General features: G+C 33.3%; 18 protein-coding genes. 10 read left to right on the top strand and 8 right to left on the bottom strand.

The features are described 5' to 3' along the window. The first annotated feature begins 61 nt into the window (after positions 1–61). The 7 genes from ED556_RS08170 (at position 62) to ED556_RS08200 (ending at position 6,618) form a co-directional block, all read left to right on the top strand. The gene (locus ED556_RS08170) at positions 62–610 is read left to right on the top strand and encodes an RNA polymerase sigma factor (protein ID WP_296321970.1); all 549 of its coding nucleotides are present in this window, start codon (positions 62–64) and stop codon (positions 608–610) included. Beyond that, positions 610–1,266, top strand: a complete 657-nt coding sequence (locus ED556_RS08175; protein ID WP_296321973.1) for a hypothetical protein — start codon at positions 610–612, stop codon at positions 1,264–1,266. Before ED556_RS08170 ends, ED556_RS08175 begins: the two co-directional genes overlap by 1 nt. Positions 1,267–1,286: 20 nt before the next feature. Next, positions 1,287–2,048 (top strand): hypothetical protein, encoded by a 762-nt coding sequence (locus tag ED556_RS08180; RefSeq protein WP_296321976.1) that lies wholly within the window; start codon positions 1,287–1,289, stop codon positions 2,046–2,048. Between the two features lie 488 nt (positions 2,049–2,536). Next, the gene (locus ED556_RS08185; protein WP_296321979.1) at positions 2,537–4,612 is read left to right on the top strand and encodes a hypothetical protein; all 2,076 of its coding nucleotides are present in this window, start codon (positions 2,537–2,539) and stop codon (positions 4,610–4,612) included. Between the two features lie 4 nt (positions 4,613–4,616). Next, entirely contained in the window at positions 4,617–5,420 is an 804-nt protein-coding gene (locus ED556_RS08190) for a hypothetical protein (protein WP_296321983.1), read from the top strand. Between the two features lie 3 nt (positions 5,421–5,423). Beyond that, entirely contained in the window at positions 5,424–6,329 is a 906-nt protein-coding gene (locus ED556_RS08195) for an SIR2 family protein (RefSeq protein WP_296321985.1), read from the top strand. Positions 6,330–6,375: 46 nt separating this feature from the next. Further along, positions 6,376–6,618, top strand: a complete 243-nt coding sequence (locus tag ED556_RS08200) for a hypothetical protein (RefSeq protein WP_296321989.1) — start codon at positions 6,376–6,378, stop codon at positions 6,616–6,618. Positions 6,619–6,675: 57 nt separating this feature from the next. On the opposite strand, the gene ED556_RS08205 is transcribed toward ED556_RS08200, so the two are convergent. The 4 genes from ED556_RS08205 to ED556_RS08220 all read right to left on the bottom strand — a co-directional run bounded on the left by ED556_RS08205 (position 6,676) and on the right by ED556_RS08220 (position 11,333). Continuing rightward, positions 6,676–7,014 carry an HNH endonuclease signature motif containing protein gene (locus ED556_RS08205; RefSeq protein ID WP_296321992.1) on the bottom strand — a complete coding sequence of 113 codons (339 nt, stop codon included), beginning with the start codon at positions 7,012–7,014 and terminating at the stop codon, positions 6,676–6,678. Positions 7,015–7,137: 123 nt separating this feature from the next. After that, on the bottom strand, positions 7,138–7,539 hold the full coding sequence (locus ED556_RS08210; RefSeq protein ID WP_296321994.1) for a DUF2452 domain-containing protein: 402 nt from the start codon (positions 7,537–7,539) through the stop codon (positions 7,138–7,140). A gap of 8 nt (positions 7,540–7,547) precedes the next feature. After that, the gene (locus ED556_RS08215; protein WP_296321997.1) at positions 7,548–8,828 is read right to left on the bottom strand and encodes an FAD-dependent oxidoreductase; all 1,281 of its coding nucleotides are present in this window, start codon (positions 8,826–8,828) and stop codon (positions 7,548–7,550) included. A gap of 18 nt (positions 8,829–8,846) precedes the next feature. Next, a complete protein-coding gene (locus tag ED556_RS08220) occupies positions 8,847–11,333 on the bottom strand; it encodes a zinc-dependent metalloprotease (protein WP_296322002.1) in 2,487 nt (828 codons plus the stop codon). A 145-nt stretch (positions 11,334–11,478) separates the two neighbouring features. Here ED556_RS08220 and ED556_RS08225 point away from each other — a divergent pair, with 145 nt between their 5' ends. Genes ED556_RS08225 through ED556_RS08235 form a run of 3 tightly spaced genes read left to right on the top strand, consistent with a single transcriptional unit; the run spans position 11,479 to position 13,500 of the window. Then, on the top strand, positions 11,479–11,946 hold the full coding sequence (locus ED556_RS08225) for a VOC family protein (protein WP_296322006.1): 468 nt from the start codon (positions 11,479–11,481) through the stop codon (positions 11,944–11,946). Beyond that, on the top strand, positions 11,946–12,230 hold the full coding sequence (locus ED556_RS08230; RefSeq protein ID WP_296322010.1) for a DUF3817 domain-containing protein: 285 nt from the start codon (positions 11,946–11,948) through the stop codon (positions 12,228–12,230). Before ED556_RS08225 ends, ED556_RS08230 begins: the two co-directional genes overlap by 1 nt. Positions 12,231–12,267: 37 nt before the next feature. Continuing rightward, positions 12,268–13,500: a mechanosensitive ion channel domain-containing protein gene (locus ED556_RS08235; RefSeq protein ID WP_296322012.1), complete on the top strand. Its 1,233-nt coding sequence runs from the start codon at positions 12,268–12,270 to the stop codon at positions 13,498–13,500. Here ED556_RS08235 and ED556_RS08240 read toward each other — a convergent pair. From ED556_RS08240 to ED556_RS08255, 4 genes are all read right to left on the bottom strand, one after another. Next, complete coding sequence (locus ED556_RS08240) at positions 13,497–14,528, bottom strand: Ig-like domain-containing protein (RefSeq protein ID WP_296322015.1); 1,032 nt, start codon at positions 14,526–14,528, stop codon at positions 13,497–13,499. The genes ED556_RS08235 and ED556_RS08240 overlap by 4 nt on opposite strands. Positions 14,529–14,560: 32 nt before the next feature. After that, positions 14,561–15,688 carry a hypothetical protein gene (locus ED556_RS08245; RefSeq protein ID WP_296322018.1) on the bottom strand — a complete coding sequence of 376 codons (1,128 nt, stop codon included), beginning with the start codon at positions 15,686–15,688 and terminating at the stop codon, positions 14,561–14,563. A 96-nt stretch (positions 15,689–15,784) separates the two neighbouring features. Next, on the bottom strand, positions 15,785–16,186 hold the full coding sequence (locus ED556_RS08250; protein ID WP_296322021.1) for a hotdog domain-containing protein: 402 nt from the start codon (positions 16,184–16,186) through the stop codon (positions 15,785–15,787). Further along, the gene (locus ED556_RS08255; protein ID WP_296322023.1) at positions 16,183–17,079 is read right to left on the bottom strand and encodes a DUF72 domain-containing protein; all 897 of its coding nucleotides are present in this window, start codon (positions 17,077–17,079) and stop codon (positions 16,183–16,185) included. The genes ED556_RS08250 and ED556_RS08255 overlap by 4 nt, the downstream gene beginning before the upstream one ends. Positions 17,080–17,139: the final 60 nt, after the last annotated feature.

The following is a 17,139-nucleotide window of genomic DNA, read 5'->3' on the forward strand; positions in this document are numbered from 1 at the left end:
CACGCACATTTTTTTATCTTAAAAGTGAAATGAAAGCACGACTTGGAAGTATAATAGATGTATGACTGAACTAAAAGACGAAGTTTTACTAGATAATTTAAAGCGTGGCGATGTTAATGCGCTTGGTAAGCTTTATGAGCGCTATAAAACCGTGCTGTTTAATTATTTCTTAAGAACCGTCAGAGATTATGATGCAAGCAACGATTTACTCATGGAAACTTTTGAAAGAGTTTATAAATACCGAAATAGCTATCAATCATCCCGAAAGGTGAGATCCTGGTTATTTCAAATTGCATCTAATCTCACTAAAGATTATTTCAAAAAGACCAAACAATCGACCGCTATTGGAAATTCGTGGCGTGAACATACAGAGACTAAAACCACTGAAAGCGAAATATCAAGTGATATAACTTATAGAAACAGCGCATTGATGCGGGCTTTAAATCAACTAAAACCTACTGAACGTAACCTCATTAACATGTATTATTTGTTAGAAATGAGTTATGAAGATATGGCAACAGCAGAAGGTATTACAGTTAATAATGCTAGGATTAAAGTCTGTAGAGCATTAAAGCGATTAAAAGAGACACTAAAAGACTCAGAGTTATGATGAATGACGAACTAGATAAAACCATTATGGACTATGTAGATGGCAATTCGCAAAGCATAGATGATACAGTGGTCCAAGAACACGCAAAAGAACTGAAGCAATTGGTAGCTGATCTTAAGGTGATGCCGCATGAGCAACCAAATACAACAACAGACAATAAACTCTATCAATTTATTGCCGATACATCCGCTAAACCAAAACCTGTTATTAGGTTGAAACCATGGCTACCAATAAGTTTAGCTGCAGCTAGTGTTATTATATTACTCATCGTGTTTAATACTGGTCAAAGCTTTGAAAACGAATACAGAACCTTAAGCCACAATCCTGAAAAGCTAAACTATATCTACCAATTAAATACAAAACAGCTAGAAACTGCAGATATCCATTGGTTACAAGCTGAATTGCAAAACGATATTAATCCAAACATTAAAGTAGCTATCGTCGATCTGTTAGCACAACATCAATTAAAACTAGATGAGGCATTTTATAAGAGTTTACAGTCGCAATCTATACCATCAGTGCAAATGGCCATTTTAAATGTCTTTGAAACCGCAACTCATATCGATGTATCTAACGAATTACTAGACTTTACCGTAAGGCAAGATCTAGATAGTTATGTGATACAACGTGCAACATATATTTTATCAAATCAGTAATAATCAAAAAACGAACACTTATGAAAACAATTCAAATCACAGTAATCGCATTGGTTTTAGCTTTAAGCACTTATACCAACGCACAGCAAGATTTATCACAATTTAATGCCGTTTCTGGTGTGTATATCACGTCGTATTGGGGCGATGTCAATGTAAAAGGCGTAGACTCCAAAAATGAGTTTAACATTACTGCAACCTATACCAATACCTCAAAAAAAGCTAAAACGCTCAAGGATGTGACCGGTTATCTCACGTTTGAAGTTAAAAACAAAAAGTTATTTATAAGTGCAAGAGCACCAAAAGGTTTTGAATCTATAGATATGGCTATAAACCTACCGAACCATTTATTTCTAGAAATAGAGTTAATTAAAGGCGGTAATATTTATGCCAGCAACGTTAAAAATGGCGTGGAAATTAATAGTCTTAATGGCTCTGTAAAGCTAGACCGTATTGGTAAATATGCATTGGTTAATGCAGCTAATGGTGAGATTAATGCAAGTTTTAGTAAGCTAAACAACAGCTATCCAATCTCTCTGGTAACCATGAATGGTGGTGTTACGGCGACCTTACCAAAGGCATCGCAACGCGATTTACGATTAATATCTCGAAAAAACGGTTATGTAGAAACCGACTTTACCTTAAGCTCCGATAAGCCCATTATTAACCTAAACGTTAAAGACTACTCCAAACACCCTATAATTAATACAGCAACTATAAATGGTGGTGGCAGCTTATTATTTTTATCTACCGAAAATGGACCTATTGCGATAAAGAAATCGTGAGGTAATTTTACAGCTCTACATATTAAAAGTAAAAAGGATTTTCGTTTGGAAATCCTTTTTTTCTTAACTATGTCTTTTGCACAAGAGCTCTTTTTGTTGGAGTAGAGTGGTGGTGCAAATATTAAATTTAAGATTCGGTTGAACATAGTAAGATGAAATCATCTCTAATAAGATTCGTAAATACAAACTGATTTTGCAGGCAAATTGAAAGAGGATATGCGAATGGAATGGGATTTTCAAAAAAGCATCACAAGATTTCTATATACTTTCCGTATAGATATTTTTGGGTTTAACATCATTGTTAATTAATTTGTTAATTATTATGAAATTCATTTAATCCTCTGATTATTATATTTTTATAAATTTACTTTTCTCTTTTCGAGTTAATAATTAGCAGTTACTTTATTAAACAGTTCTATTATGCTTCATTTGGGCGTAGTACTGAAATATGTCAAGTGCTGTCATAAAAAGATAGAGTTTTTAAATTTATGTGGATAAAAATTGATTATAAGAAAGAAGAATTTGAATATGAAATATTCAAGCCAGATACTATATCTGTTTCATTTGAGTATTCAGAAACAGCACCACTAAATAATCTTGATAAATCAGTACGTTTAAGTAAAATTTTTCCACTGGTTGAAAATAGTAGAGAAATTAAAATTAAAAATGCATCATTATACTTTTTTGATTTTGAAAATCCATACAGAGTACTTGGAAAAATTAGTCAGAAAGGTTCTGATAACCTCAGGTCTAATGTATATTTTAGTAATGGAATTTGTTCAATCTTATTGCTTGATGAAAATAGGAATTTATATGATGAATTTATGGCTATAGTGAGTGTAGAACCAGATTCATTTGAAAATTGGGAAGTCGAAAATGGTCTAATTAAGCATGTAGACTTTAAATTACCAGAGAAACAGGGATTATCAGTTCCTGAAATTTCACCCTATGATAATCTAACCAAAGTCGAAAAGGTAACATTGGATGAATTTGTAATATCAATGAAAATACTTATCACTAAAATTGAGACTCACGACAACTATAACTTGTCTACACTAAGTGCAATTATTAATGAAGTAAACACTTTTATCAAAGAATTACAATTTTTAACATATTTTGTAGGTGATCAACCAATTTCGTTAATCGAACATGATATAGATTTATTGAAGGATCCGTTAGAGAATCAGATAATGAAACAGCAAATTCTTGATAGATTAATTCAGATTAATTCATCAATATCTTATGTTTCTACACAGTCTTATTCAGGTGCCATCCCCATTTTAGAGAGAAGGAGCTTAATTAGAAGAAATAGTTTACTAGGTGTAGGTTCCACCATAAGGGCATTGAATCGACTTGTAGAATATATTGAATCTGCAATTAATAAAGTCGATTTTAAGGGTATTCTTACGGAAGGTATAGTTGATAAGGCAACTTATTTAAGAGGACTTGGAGAGTTACCTAAATATGATTCTTCAGATTGGTCTAAACTAAACCTTCAAACTTTTAATAAAAAAAATGGAACCAATCCTAACCAAAAGTTGGCATATTTTAGTTCTCGTCTAGGTTTTAGAGAAACAGAATACTCCATTACAGCATCAATAAATTCGATTACCTCTGGTCTCTCATTAGAGTGGAGTATGATGACCATAACACATGAAATGCTACACTCACACGTAAGATTAGTTTTAAATTCTATTTTTTACGGTGCAGAAAACAAAACAACAGAGGTTAACTTTGATAATTTTTACGAGACGTATTTATCATATATGTTAAATCGTAAATTAGATGATCACTCATTAATTGATTCAATTAGAAACGTAATATTCTCGTATTGCTGTAACACTAAATACTGCGGTTCTTTAACAACGGAAATGGAATACAACCCAGAAGGTTTCAAGGTTGAAGTACCTTCAAAAGTTAACTTTTGGGAGTTATTCAGAAATGAATATAGAAACTTAAACGAGATTTTTGTTCATGTTCTTGATCTTCACTATTTCTATGGCGGAAGAACTAGTAAATATATTCCTCTAATTTGGTGCTCATGGTCAGCTGTTCCTCACATAAATGCGGATATAAGACAATATATACTTAGAAGTTTATTAGCGATAGCCTCTAAAATAGATAACAATCCTTATGAGCGATGGAAGTTAGCAGTTCAAAAATTTAGAGATATTTTGGCATCTAATTTTCCTGATGAAAGTAAGTTCCCAATTTTTACTAAATTGAAAGAAGTTATCCAAAATGATGAAGTTTTAAAGAATTACTACTTTAATGCTTTTAAGAACTCTTTAATTATTGTTGATTTAGTGATGAAGGTGTTTTATTCTTCAAATATTAGGGCAAAGTTACTAGATGATGAGCATATTATATTTGAAAGAGACGAAACAAAACAGGAAGAAGAGTTAGTTTATAACATAGAAGAGGGCTTTTATGACTTAAAAATAGATTGCCCAATACCTTTTCTTTTTTATTCGATGACTAAAATATTAAAAGGTGAATACAAAATTAACGATATAGAGAGAGAAACATCTTTACATTTTCTGGCTATGAATTCAAAATCATAAAACTATGGCTTCAATATTTAATTTAATTAATCCTCAACGATACTTTCATGTAGTGGTATTTAATAATGAGAATGATTTTTTCAATAAACGACTTTTAAAAATATTAAATTTTGAAGTTGAGTTTTCGTATAACGATATAGATAATGTCGAAATTAATCAATTATCGATTGTTAGTAATCTTCCATTTTACAGAGGTGAAAAGGATTTTTCTGTTAATTCAGACGGGAAAGCACCTTTTAAGTATGATTCAATTTTAATAAACCAAAAATCTCTTGGGATTTCAATGCTTTGCCTACCATTTAAATTACTTGCTAAAGTAATTGTTGAAAAGCTAATAAATGACCACAATGTATTAGCAAAAAATAATTTTGTAAAAGTAGATTTAAATAAGTTAATAAAAAGCAATCACAATCATACGGATTATTATACAGAAGATTTGACTTATTTTTTTAGTAGTATTAATTTAACACTTAAAGAGGAATCTACTTTATCATCAGTTAAGTTAGATGGTGATAAACCGATTGACTCCTCACTTTATAAAGAAGTATTTAAGAACAAGATTAATGACGGAAAGTGTTCTTTAGAAAAATGTGTTCTGAAGTTAAATACTTCAATATCTGAAAATAGTAATGTCCCTAAGACTAAAGCTGCTGTGCATATCGATACATTTGGTAATTATAAATTATACGTGCACACATCAGGTAATAACACAGTTACATTACCTCTTTTGTTTGAGAATTTAGAACAAATGGGGTGTTTAAATTATACTCCTATTAATCCAATTAAAAATCTAAAAGAAGAGATATAATTTATGGCTTTTCAAGAATTAAAAGAAAAGGATTTTGCTATTAAATTTTTAGCAAAGCAACTCATAAAAGGAAATTTAACCTTGTTTTTAGGTGCCGGAACGTCAAAAGGCTTTGGTTTGCCAAACTGGCTTGAACTAGTAAATGCTTTGAGAGTTCGTTCAGGCTTAGATCAATTGGACGAAGCTACTTCTGCAGAAGACTTACAAAGAGGTGCAGATGATGTCCTAGATGAATTAAAGGATAATCAAAAATTAATAAATCAAATCGGTGACATCCTGTATGAAGATAAAGAGGATTTAGATGTAAAACTTGCCTATGAAAATCATTTATTGATTGCTATTTCATCTTTGATGATTGGAAGTAAAAGAGGTCATGTAAGCAATGTGATAACTTTGAATTATGACAGTATGTTAGAGTGGTATCTGCAGTTGTACGGCTTCATGGTTAATTCTATTTATGAAATCCCTTCTTTAGAAGGCTCAGAAGATGTTAGAATATATCATCCACATGGATATATTCCCCATTCTTCCATAAGTTCTAAATCAAGTGATTTTGTGATTTTAGGATTACATGATGCAAATAAAAGATTAGGAAATCCATCAGATCCCTGGTTTGAAAAAACTAGAGCATTATTAGAATCAAGTACTTGTTTATTTATTGGATTATCAGGTCAAACTTTATCAGATAGAGTAATTGCGCCACTCCTAGCATCTACAGGTGAGAAGTTAAAGGACAAAAGACCTTTAGGTATTTGGATATCCAAAGAAGAATTAAGTGGTTCAAAAATAAAAGAGTTTGAAAGGAATAATATTTATCCTGTAGTAATTCAAGATGTTTATGACATAACTGAATTTATACTTAAAATTAGCCAAGAAGCGATGAAAATGACATTAGAAACTGTTAAATAACAGGTTATTAAAATAATTATATTAAATTTGCACTCTTAAATTTATAATGAAAAAGTCAAAAATCATACGGAAATTCGAAAGATTTATGTTTCATGGTGTTCCTGAAAGACCAGAACCTACGTTCCAGAGAAACGATCATGCTAGCTATACAGATAGACATACTGGCAAGTCGAACTATACTGTAACATCAGAGAACAAAGGGGAAGAGGCAGTTCTAATTGGCTATTTAAAAGAGGATTTTGATGCTCAAAAGGAAACTTTTGTAGAAGCATCTTCTTCAAACAATTAATTTTTTGAGATCTTGCAATAAGGGTTAATTGTTTAATGATTTTTATTTTACATAATATCAGTGCAAGTCATCATGACAAGATTTACAAACAGATTCTAACCACTCGATAGGTTCTTTACCAATATTATATTTTGCATAGCGTTTATGGTGTACTTGTGTAGCACGTTCACCACAATAAACGCATTTCCAGTTATCACGTTTAAGAACTACATACCGTTTACGTCTCCAAGCATCAGATTTTAAATATACATTTCGGTAATAATCGCGTCTAGCTTTCCATTGTTTTCTCCATTTATATTGTTTATACCATAATAGAAATATATATATTGAGATCACTATAAATACAATCAATATAATCTTATAATCATCACTTGATAATTTGGATAGCTTTTCCATGGGTTCAAGTTAATTATTATCAACTTAACTAAACGAACTATAATTTATATTATGTAAAATATAATACTTTGTAACATATACTCTTTCAGGTATATACATAAATTGCAGAATATTATTCAGAAACTATTCTATCTTATCCCATAAATAGTCAGAGGTTAATTTAAAACTCCCTAGAAATTCAAAATTACTACTCTCGGGTTCTATGATAGATAAAAATGGTTCGTTGTTATCATTACTATACAAATGATACGTTTCACCAACTAATGGTTCAAAATTAAATTTGGCATTAGTCACCAGTTGGTTGTATTCAAATACCGTCATTAACGCTTCGTATTCAGCTTTAAGCGTTAAATATTTATCGCGTAAGTGTTTATTGGCTTTATAGATCTGTGTATTTTTCCAACTGCCTGTATCGGGCATTTGTATTTGTGGCGCACTAAAACTTGTTGCATAAGGTAAAAACGCTGCATTGTATTGCGCTTTCTCTTCATCGTACACCACCATATCCGGTTTTTTCTTTGCCATAGTTCTTTTTAAATATATTCTGAGGTTAATTTTTCGGCGACAGCGCCACCTTCTAATTTTTCTATCAAGCCTTGTGCAGCGCGTTCTCCAGAGATCATCGCAGCATTCAATGAGCCATTTAGTAAATAATCGCCAGCCATAAACACTGTAGGTTTAATTTCGGTTTCAGTTGGCGACATATCGTAATACAAATGCTCTAAATCTGGTAATGCATTAGCTATATGATAGGTTTTAATATGTTGTAGTGCTGTGATATTACAACACTTTTGGAGGTCCTGCTCTACCTGTGTTACAAGTTGTACACCATCCAAATCTGTGTCTTTTACAACGGTTACGGATAACAACTCATGGGCGCCTTTACTGTGCGTCTCTAAGGTATTATGGAAAAAGATGTTGTTGATTAAAGCCTCTTCTTCCGCAATAAGCCCAATTAATGGTTGTGCAATATCCTGTGAAGCCACTTCAAAATACAGATTATAACAAGATTTCCATGTTACACCAGCATCTTTAAGATTACCGACTAAGCTATTTGAGTTGGCGGTAATTATCGTAAAATGGGTATCTAAGGTTTTGCCATTGGCTAAAAAAATCTCAGAATCCAATACAGATTTTACTTCGGTATTAAACTTAAACGTGGTTTGTTGTAATTGCGATTTTAACTGTTGAGCTATAGCACCAATACCAGCTTTTGGTAGAACAGCATAACCTTCTCCAAACATTTTGTACACAAACTCGAACATACGGCTTGATGTACCGAGGTTTGGTTCTAAGAAAATGCCAGAGAAAAACGGTTTAAAAAATTGTGATATCACCTTGTCGCTAAAGCCTTTAGCCTTTAAATAGTCGAGTGTTGACTTAGATTCAGATTGAAAAATAGCATCCAAAGATTTGCGTTTTAGACTTTGATTCAGTTTAAATATCTTAAGCTTATCTGAGAATGATGCTACACCAGAAAACAGCGTTGGAAATAACAAACTACTGTTACGTAATGGGTCACCAATAACTGAGGATTTCCCGTTCACAAAGACCTTTGCTCCTGGTAAAAATGCTTGTAATTCAAGAGTATCCAAATCCAAATGCTTTTGCACTTGCGGATAAGCATCTAACAACACTTGGAATCCATGGTCTAATTGGTAACCATCTATAATGTCGGTCTTTACTCTACCACCAACACCATCGGATTGCTCCAGAATTACTGGATGATACCCACGTTCTTCGAGCGTTTTGGCAGCAATAAGTCCACTAATCCCAGCACCTACGATATGAATCTTGTACTCGCTTTTATCCATAGCTAAAGGACCAATCTTCTATTTTGGGTCTAAAATATTATCTATACGTTCTACCAAATCTCTGTAATGGTATTTGGTTTCTAAATTAACTCCTGAATTTGCTGCAGACTTTAAACGTTGCTTAACTACATTCAGCTCACCACGTACCAAAGCACGCACATCCGATTGGTCTACATTATAAAACTTACGAGAGAAACGTCTGTTCATGTCTTCAGTCATTAAATAGCCCATTCTGTCGACATATACACGTTGTAAGTTTCTACGATATACTGTAACATTTTGCCCTAATCGCGTTTCTGACAATAAGCCATTACGTAAATCACGTAACATCTCTAATGCAGAATAATTAGCACTATCTAAAGCGTTATAATCTATTAATCGCCCTAGGGTTTCAAAATCAAGTAAGCGATTCACTTGTCTGGCTTGTAAACCGCGTAATCGCTCTGTATACCCAGCATAATCGATATTATTTAAAATCGAAGCATCTACTAACCACGTTGGGCTTGCAAACGCATTTTTATGCAACCAAGCCATAGCTTCTTTCTGCTGTGCTTTTGGTACCATGCTGTACACATCACCAGATTGCGATGGGTTTTTAGTGTCTTCGTAAACACCGCCAATATGCGTCACTACATGACCCACATAACGGTTCCAAACTCCTAATAATTCGCCATACAATTCACCTAAATCATCATAATTATTTGTCTGATTGCTCGTCCAATCTGGTAAACTTTTAGCAACAATTTGAAGGTTTTTAAGTCCGTAATCACTGGCTTTCATACTGTTATTTCCAATATCTTCAGTTTGTGATCTTGGGTCGAAACGACTACTCTGCTTACCAAAACTATACACTGGATCACCAGCTTTAGATGTTACTAATTGGTCTAAAACTGTGCGCTCATCGTCTGCTGAATTCGCATTTGGATAATAACGATACCCGTAATCGATAGCATATTCATCATAAGGTCCTAACTGACGTATAAAACGAATGTTCTGATCACCTGGTTGTGCGATATAATTGTAACGTGCATAATCCATAATTGTAGCAGCAATACCATTCTTTTGAGTAAACGCTCCATCACGATAACTCTCAACATCGTAAGCATTACTTGCCGACATGTTGTGTGGCAATCCTAAAGTATGGCCAACCTCATGAGCAATTACCATTTTCATCATCTCTCCTATTTCAGCTTCTGGTGTGTCTAATGTCCGTGCCGAAGGATTTGCAGCTCCAGTTTCTAACAAATAGCGGTTACGATACGAACGTAAATGGTTATGATACCAAATAATATCACTCTCAATAATTTCACCTGTACGTGGGTCAGATACACTTGGTCCAGTAGCATTACGTGTGGTGCTCGCTACATAACGTATTACAGAATATCTAATGTCTTCTGGACTAAAATCTGGATCTTCTTCTTTAGTTGGTGGGTCTTTGGCAATAATGGCATTTTTAAAACCTGCAGCTTCAAACGCTTTTTGCCACAACTCTACGCCTTCTTTCATGTACGACCTAAACTTCTCAGGAGTAGCAGGATCTAAATAATAGACAATAGGCTTTATCGGTTCTACCAATTCGCCACGCTTGTAAGCTTCAATATCTTTTGGAACCAATCGCCAACGTCTGATGTAGGTTTTACGATCCGATTTTAATTTCTCACTACTATAATCGTATTTACTCAATGTAAACCAGCCCACACGCTCATCAAAATAACGTGGTTGCATTTTGTCTTTTGGTAACAGAATCATAGACTGATTCATTTGTATACTAATCGTCTCATCACCTGTATTTACTGGTGGTTCAGAAGCATTATAGGTAAAGTCTTGAATCACTTCTATATTTTCTGGAAAACTTTTCACCGAATTAATAAAACTTCGGTTTTTATCCAGATTTCTCACTTTATATTGTTTTCTGATAAACGATGGCATGCCACTTATGGCCTTTACATCGGTACCATAAAACGAACTTACATCAATAACCACAGCTGAAGAATCTTTAGAAATCGCTTGAATATCAAAAGCATATAATGTGGGTTCGTAGTTATTATTCTGAACCGAAATATTTATCGGTAGACTATCATCTGCAACTGCGCTATACGATTTCTCTTTTATTAAAATCTTGTTCTTAAAACGTTCCCATCTTACCAATCGTGTATTGGTCTTCGTACCCGCATTGACATAACCACCACCAAGACCTGATGGCAATTTTGCAAATCGACTAACCAACAACATATCTGTATCTAAGTAGTCGTTAGGAATTTCAAAAAAGTACTTCTCTCCTACTAGATGTACTGTAAATAAACCATCATCACTTATGGCATCTTTAGTAATGACCTTGTCATAAGGTTTTATTTTACCTTTCTTTTTGGGTTCTGGTTTTGGTTTTTCTTGTTCGGTTTTTGCGTCTTTTTTACGCTTTCGCTTAGATTGCGCGTCGGCTAGATTGAAGTTTAATAGTAACGAAAAGCATAGTAGTACTAGAGTGAATTTCTTATTCAGTAGCATTGAATTAAACGTATTTGGTAGTTAATTTTGGTAAAGATAATTAATCGGATTTTAGTTTTAATGTAATTCTTAAAAGCTGTTAAAATGATACTATTTTGGTATTCCTGAAGTATCTTTGTAAAACTTCGATACCAACCAAAAATCTATGATAAAAGGTCTTTTTGAAACCCATTTATTTGTCGAAAATCTTGAACGTTCTATAGATTTCTATACCAATGTCCTTAAGCTAGAACAATACCTTTATGAAGAAGAGCGCCGTGCAGCGTTATTCTGGATTGGCGAAAGGGGTAAAAACATGCTAGGCCTTTGGGAAAAGCCTAAAGAAGAAATAGATCTAAGACATTTTGCTTTTGAATGTGATTGGGAATGGGTTTTGAATGATTCTGTGGATTTCCTTAAGTCTCATAATATTGGGTTTTGGAACTTTCTCGGTGATGACTCAGAACGTCCTATGGTCTTTGCTAACATACCAGCAATAGCGATCTATTTTACGGATCCTGATGGACATTATTTAGAATTTATAGGAAAATTACCTGGTACATATCGCCCAGAAAAAGGAAGTTTGGTTGTATCGTATGAACAATGGCTCGAAATTGAAAAACAAGAACACTAATGATTACTTTTTTTAGAATTATTGCCTTTTTAGAAGGCTTGTCTTACCTCCTATTATTATTTGTTGCTGTACCCATAAAATATCTTAATGGCGACCCACAATATGTAAAACTACTTGGTATGCCTCATGGCATATTATTTATTGGATATATAGTGCTGGCCATTTGGTTGAAACCAGATTTTAAATGGAATCAAAAAACTTTTTTAATTGTATTAGCGGCATCTGTAATTCCGTTTGGGACTTTTTATGTGGAAAAGAAATACCTAAAACCACATACAGCTTAATATATATTTATTAGGTTTACATTGTATTTCTTACAGCATGAAACATTATATCTACGATTTACTTATAGAGCAAGGCTTATCTGAAACTGCAGCTAAGTATTTAAACATGCTGGCATTGCTAATCGCCTTATTAATTGTAGCATTTGTTATTGACTTTATCACTAAGCGTTTGTTAAGGCGAATTTCTTCTGGAATCGCAAGGCGAACTAAGACTAATTTTGACGATATCTTAGTTGCTAATAAACTTCCTAGAAATGTTGCGCATATTATTCCGCTATTAATACTTATTGAATTTGTACCACAAGTATTCTCTGATTTTGAGTTTGTCGAAGACATTATTGAGAAAACACTTAAAGTCATTGCCATACTGTTAACATTAAGTATTCTTAAGAGCTTTTTAATGGCAGTAAGAGATTACCTAAAAACCTTACCTCAATTTAAAGACAAGCCTGTGTATAGCTATATACAAGTCTTTATGATTTTTATGTGGCTTCTAGGTATATTCTCAATATTTGCGATAGTTACAGGTATTTCGTTCTTAGAGTTTTTTGCAGGAATTGGTACAGCCTCTGCAATAATCATTTTAGTATTTAGAGATAGTATCCTTGGTTTTGTAGCTAGCATTCAGGTTACGGTTAACGATATGGTGCGTATTGGTGACTGGATTACTTTTGATAAATACGGCGCTGATGGTGATGTTACTGAAATTACTTTAGCTACTGTTAAAGTGCAAAACTGGGACAAAACTATAACTACAATTCCAACTTATGCACTAATATCTGACTCGTTTAAGAACTGGCGAGGTATGTCTAATTCTGGCGGGCGACGCATAAAGCGTTCCATCATTATTAAAGCTTCAACGATTAAGTTTTTATCACCAGAAGATATTATAGAATTGAAAAAAGTTCAGATTCTAAAGGATTATTTACAAGATCGTTCGGCAGAAATACATACACATAACACTGAACACACCATTGATAAATCTCTATTAATCAATGGTAGAAACCTTACCAATTTTGGTGTGTTTAGAAAGTACCTTCAAATCTATATCGAAAATCATCAGGAAATCAATAAGGATATGACCTTGATGGTACGCCAATTAGAACAGACTACACAAGGTATTCCACTAGAAATCTATGCATTTAGTAGAGATCAAGTATGGCAGAATTACGAAAACATTATGGCCGATATTTTTGACCACGTATTCTCTGCGGTTAATTACTTTGACTTGGAGATATACGAATTCCCTGGAATTGTTGAGAACGTCTAATCGATTTTAAACGTTAACGTTTTATATTCTGAATTGTCGGTAGCTGTATGTTGCGTGACATCTCGATCGAATAAATGATTAAGATTATTACCTGCCAAATCCTCCAATTTTGAATCTACACTGATGGTATACGTCTGGGATGTAAAGTCGTGCTTAGGTCGAAACTCTAGTGAAGTTTCATTGGTTTTCAATACAATTTCGCCAAGTACAATTGTTCCATTTTCATCTTTAATATTAAGAGTTTCCTTGACTAAAATGGCATCTAAAGGTTCTTTAAAATCAATAGTCAATACGGCATTATTTACAGTAATTTCCCAGTTTTCAACGTGTGGTTTTAGAGCATCACGTTCCACAACATTAAATGTCTTGCTATAGGTTTTATCTAAAGATAATCCATCAGCATCTCGCCATGATTTATCAATATGGATGGTGTATGTATTATTCTTAAGTATTGGCAATCCAAGTGTTTTGTTAGGTATTAAATCTGTTTTAATACGTCCAGGATCTAGCCATAAGGTTAACATAGTGTGCTCTTTATTCCAAAGCTCGGTATTCAATTTTAAAAACACATCGACCTCCTTACCTGTTGTTTCATTAATAACAGTAACATAATCCAGGGCATCACCAACTTCTTGCATTGGCTTTGAAAACTGTAAATACATCTTTAATAAGTTCTCCGGAACCGTATCTATTGATGGAAAAATGGCCGTGAGTTTAGGATTATTTTCGTCTGAATTTTTATCAATTATAAATTCAGCAATTTGGATAGTATCCTTAAACACTAGATATTTCTGCCCATTTGTAAATGGAATGACTGGTCTGAAAATATGACTATCGTTAGTTTTATAAATAGCTCCTAAAATAGGAGTGCTTTGATTAGTGTCTAATACAACTTTTATGTTTTCAGAATCAAGACCAGAATCCAAAGATAGTGCTACTGCTCTATCAGCTTCATAAATGATTTTAAATTCTGAAGCATCATTTCGACATGCCATAACGACTAGAGCACAAAAAAAGACCAAGTACATCTTGATCTTTTTTTGATAGTTATATCTATGTATTACATCCATCTTTTAGGACGACTTCTTAATATTAAATCTCCTGACGATGTGCGTTGCATATACACTACTTTTTCAGCATCTAAATTGTCGAGCTGAAGAACATTAACCATTGGCAGATTATCATAAGCAACACCAGTTGCAACACCAAATTCAGTAACAGGTTCTGTCATTGTATCTTTAAAATCTGCAATAGTCTCATATTTAAAGCGCATAATTGGCCTGTTTGTATTAGACATAAAGAAGTATTGTTGTCCACCTTTTTCGAAAGAAATCATGTCTAAAGGCGAATTTCCGGCACCTAATTCAGCTACTGTTCTACCTTTAAGATGCTTACCACCTTTTATATCTTCCATCGGAAATAACACTAAAGGCGTACATGTGTAACTCGCCATTAAATAATCTTTTCCTTCAATTTTGATGACATCAAATGTCTTTATTGGCGCATGAGTTTCATATTTACCATGAGCTGCATGCCAGATTTCGAGTGATGCATAATCTTGATTCCCCTTAAATGGAAATGGAATACTTCTAAATGTTGAACTGAATTCTTTATTAGATAATCCAGAAACCAAAACATTTCCATCATGATAGCGCAAGTCTGAAATAGCCCAAACACGTTGTGGTCTATTTCTGTGGTCTTTAGCGTCAACAGCAATAGCGTTTTCTAATTCAATTTTTGAAAAGCTAGCATCTGTTAATGACACATTTTCAAAACTTTCACCTTTTAATTTTAAAATAACTGGTGTGCCGTCAGTAACATTTACAGAAAAATAAACAGCTTTTGATACTGGATTTACAGCCATATCTGTTATGCGTATATTATCTGTGGTTGTACCTAATGATGCTGCGATTTTTTCATCAACCTCACCTATGCCGATACGCTCGGACGTAGCTACAGATGCATTATCCTTAGTATCTAATGCATAAATGGCAGCGTTTTTAGAATCGCCAATAAATAGAATACCTTCAGGGCCAAAGCTTAATGCGTTTATAGATGCAATGCCCGTGTTACCTTCAATAAAATTACTCGTTAAAATGTCGTTTGTAGATGGTGTGCTTTCTTTTGAAGCTACTAATACTACCAAAGCTGTGGCAATAAAAAAAATACCTAGCGTAATTCTTTTCATTTTTAATAAATTTTAGTCAGATTTTGTTGCCTAAATTTACTTATTAAAACAGTCCACAACGATCTTAGGATTGCCAATTAACTCTAATTTAACAGCTTATAAATTGGTTTTATTGTTGAGCCTATCGCTCACAAATTCTACTTCGGTCTTGCCATGTGGTGCAGGTTTACCATCTGGACCAAGATTAACCATCACCATATTGTCTACAGTTAAAATAGTTTCTCGTGTCATTTTATTGCGAGCTTCACACTTCATAGTTATAGATGATCTACCAAATTTTATAACCTCGATACCAATTTCAACAATATCGCCTTTACAAGCAGAAGCCATAAAGTTAATTTCGGACATATATTTAGTTACAATCTTTGAATTTTCTAACTGTATTATGGTGTATAAGGCCGCTTCTTCATCTATCCAAGCTAATAATTGCCCTCCAAATAAGGTTCCGTTAGGGTTTAAATCTTCAGGTTTTACCCATTTTCGTGTATGAAATCTCATATATAAATATGTTTATTTTGAATATTAGTTTTGCCAGGAATATTTAAAGTTGTCCCTAATTCAGAATTCAATTGTTTTATAAAATATGCCGAAAGCAAAGGTGAATTTTTCTCTATATTTTGGTGCACAAAAAAATTAATATGTTCTATACCAGCATTTTTCCAAATTTTTAATCGTTCTACCCAATCATCCAGTCTGTTATAATCACTTTTATGATTTGCACTTACAAATCTTATAAATGCTCTTGAATTGGTAAGTCGCATATGCATAATGTCTCTACGACCGGCAGAATCTACAATGATATTAGAAATATTATGCTTTTCAAGCAATTGATATAAATCCTCAGAAACCGATGGGTCATTGTACCAATTGGTATGCCTAAACTCAACAGCTAAAGGGATTTCATTTGGCCAAGATTCAACAAAATTAATCACTCTATCGAAATCTTTTGGAGCAAAATTAGAATTCATTTGCAAAAACACACAACCAAGTTTGTCTTTAAGATTGACTGCACTGTACAAATAATTGTCAACTGCTGGTTTTACCTCTTGGTTTAAGCGCTTCCAATGGCTAATCTCTTGATAAAGTTTAGGAAAAAATCTAAAGTTATCAGGTGTTTTACCATGCCATTTTTCAAATTGTTCGGGTGGAAATATTCTATAAAATGTAGCATTAAGTTCGATGGCATTGAATTGCCTTGAATAATAGGTTAATTCGTCTTTTGTTCCTCTAGGATAAAAGCCTTTCAAATCTGCTCTGTTCCATTTAGCACATCCAATGTACATTTTAAGCTTGTCAGATGTATTTTTTTTTAAAACTTCTAAAGTGTCTGGATGATCATTTGGTAAAGTAAAGTCAATATTTTCAGGGTTATCAACGCTCCCAAACTTCATATGCTGTAATTTTTAGTAAAGATACTAACTAGAATTGCTAAAGACTAATCTTTATACTTG

Origin of the sequence: Winogradskyella sp. (assembly GCF_003712105.1) — a bacterium.
Lineage (GTDB): Bacteria > Bacteroidota > Bacteroidia > Flavobacteriales > Flavobacteriaceae > Winogradskyella.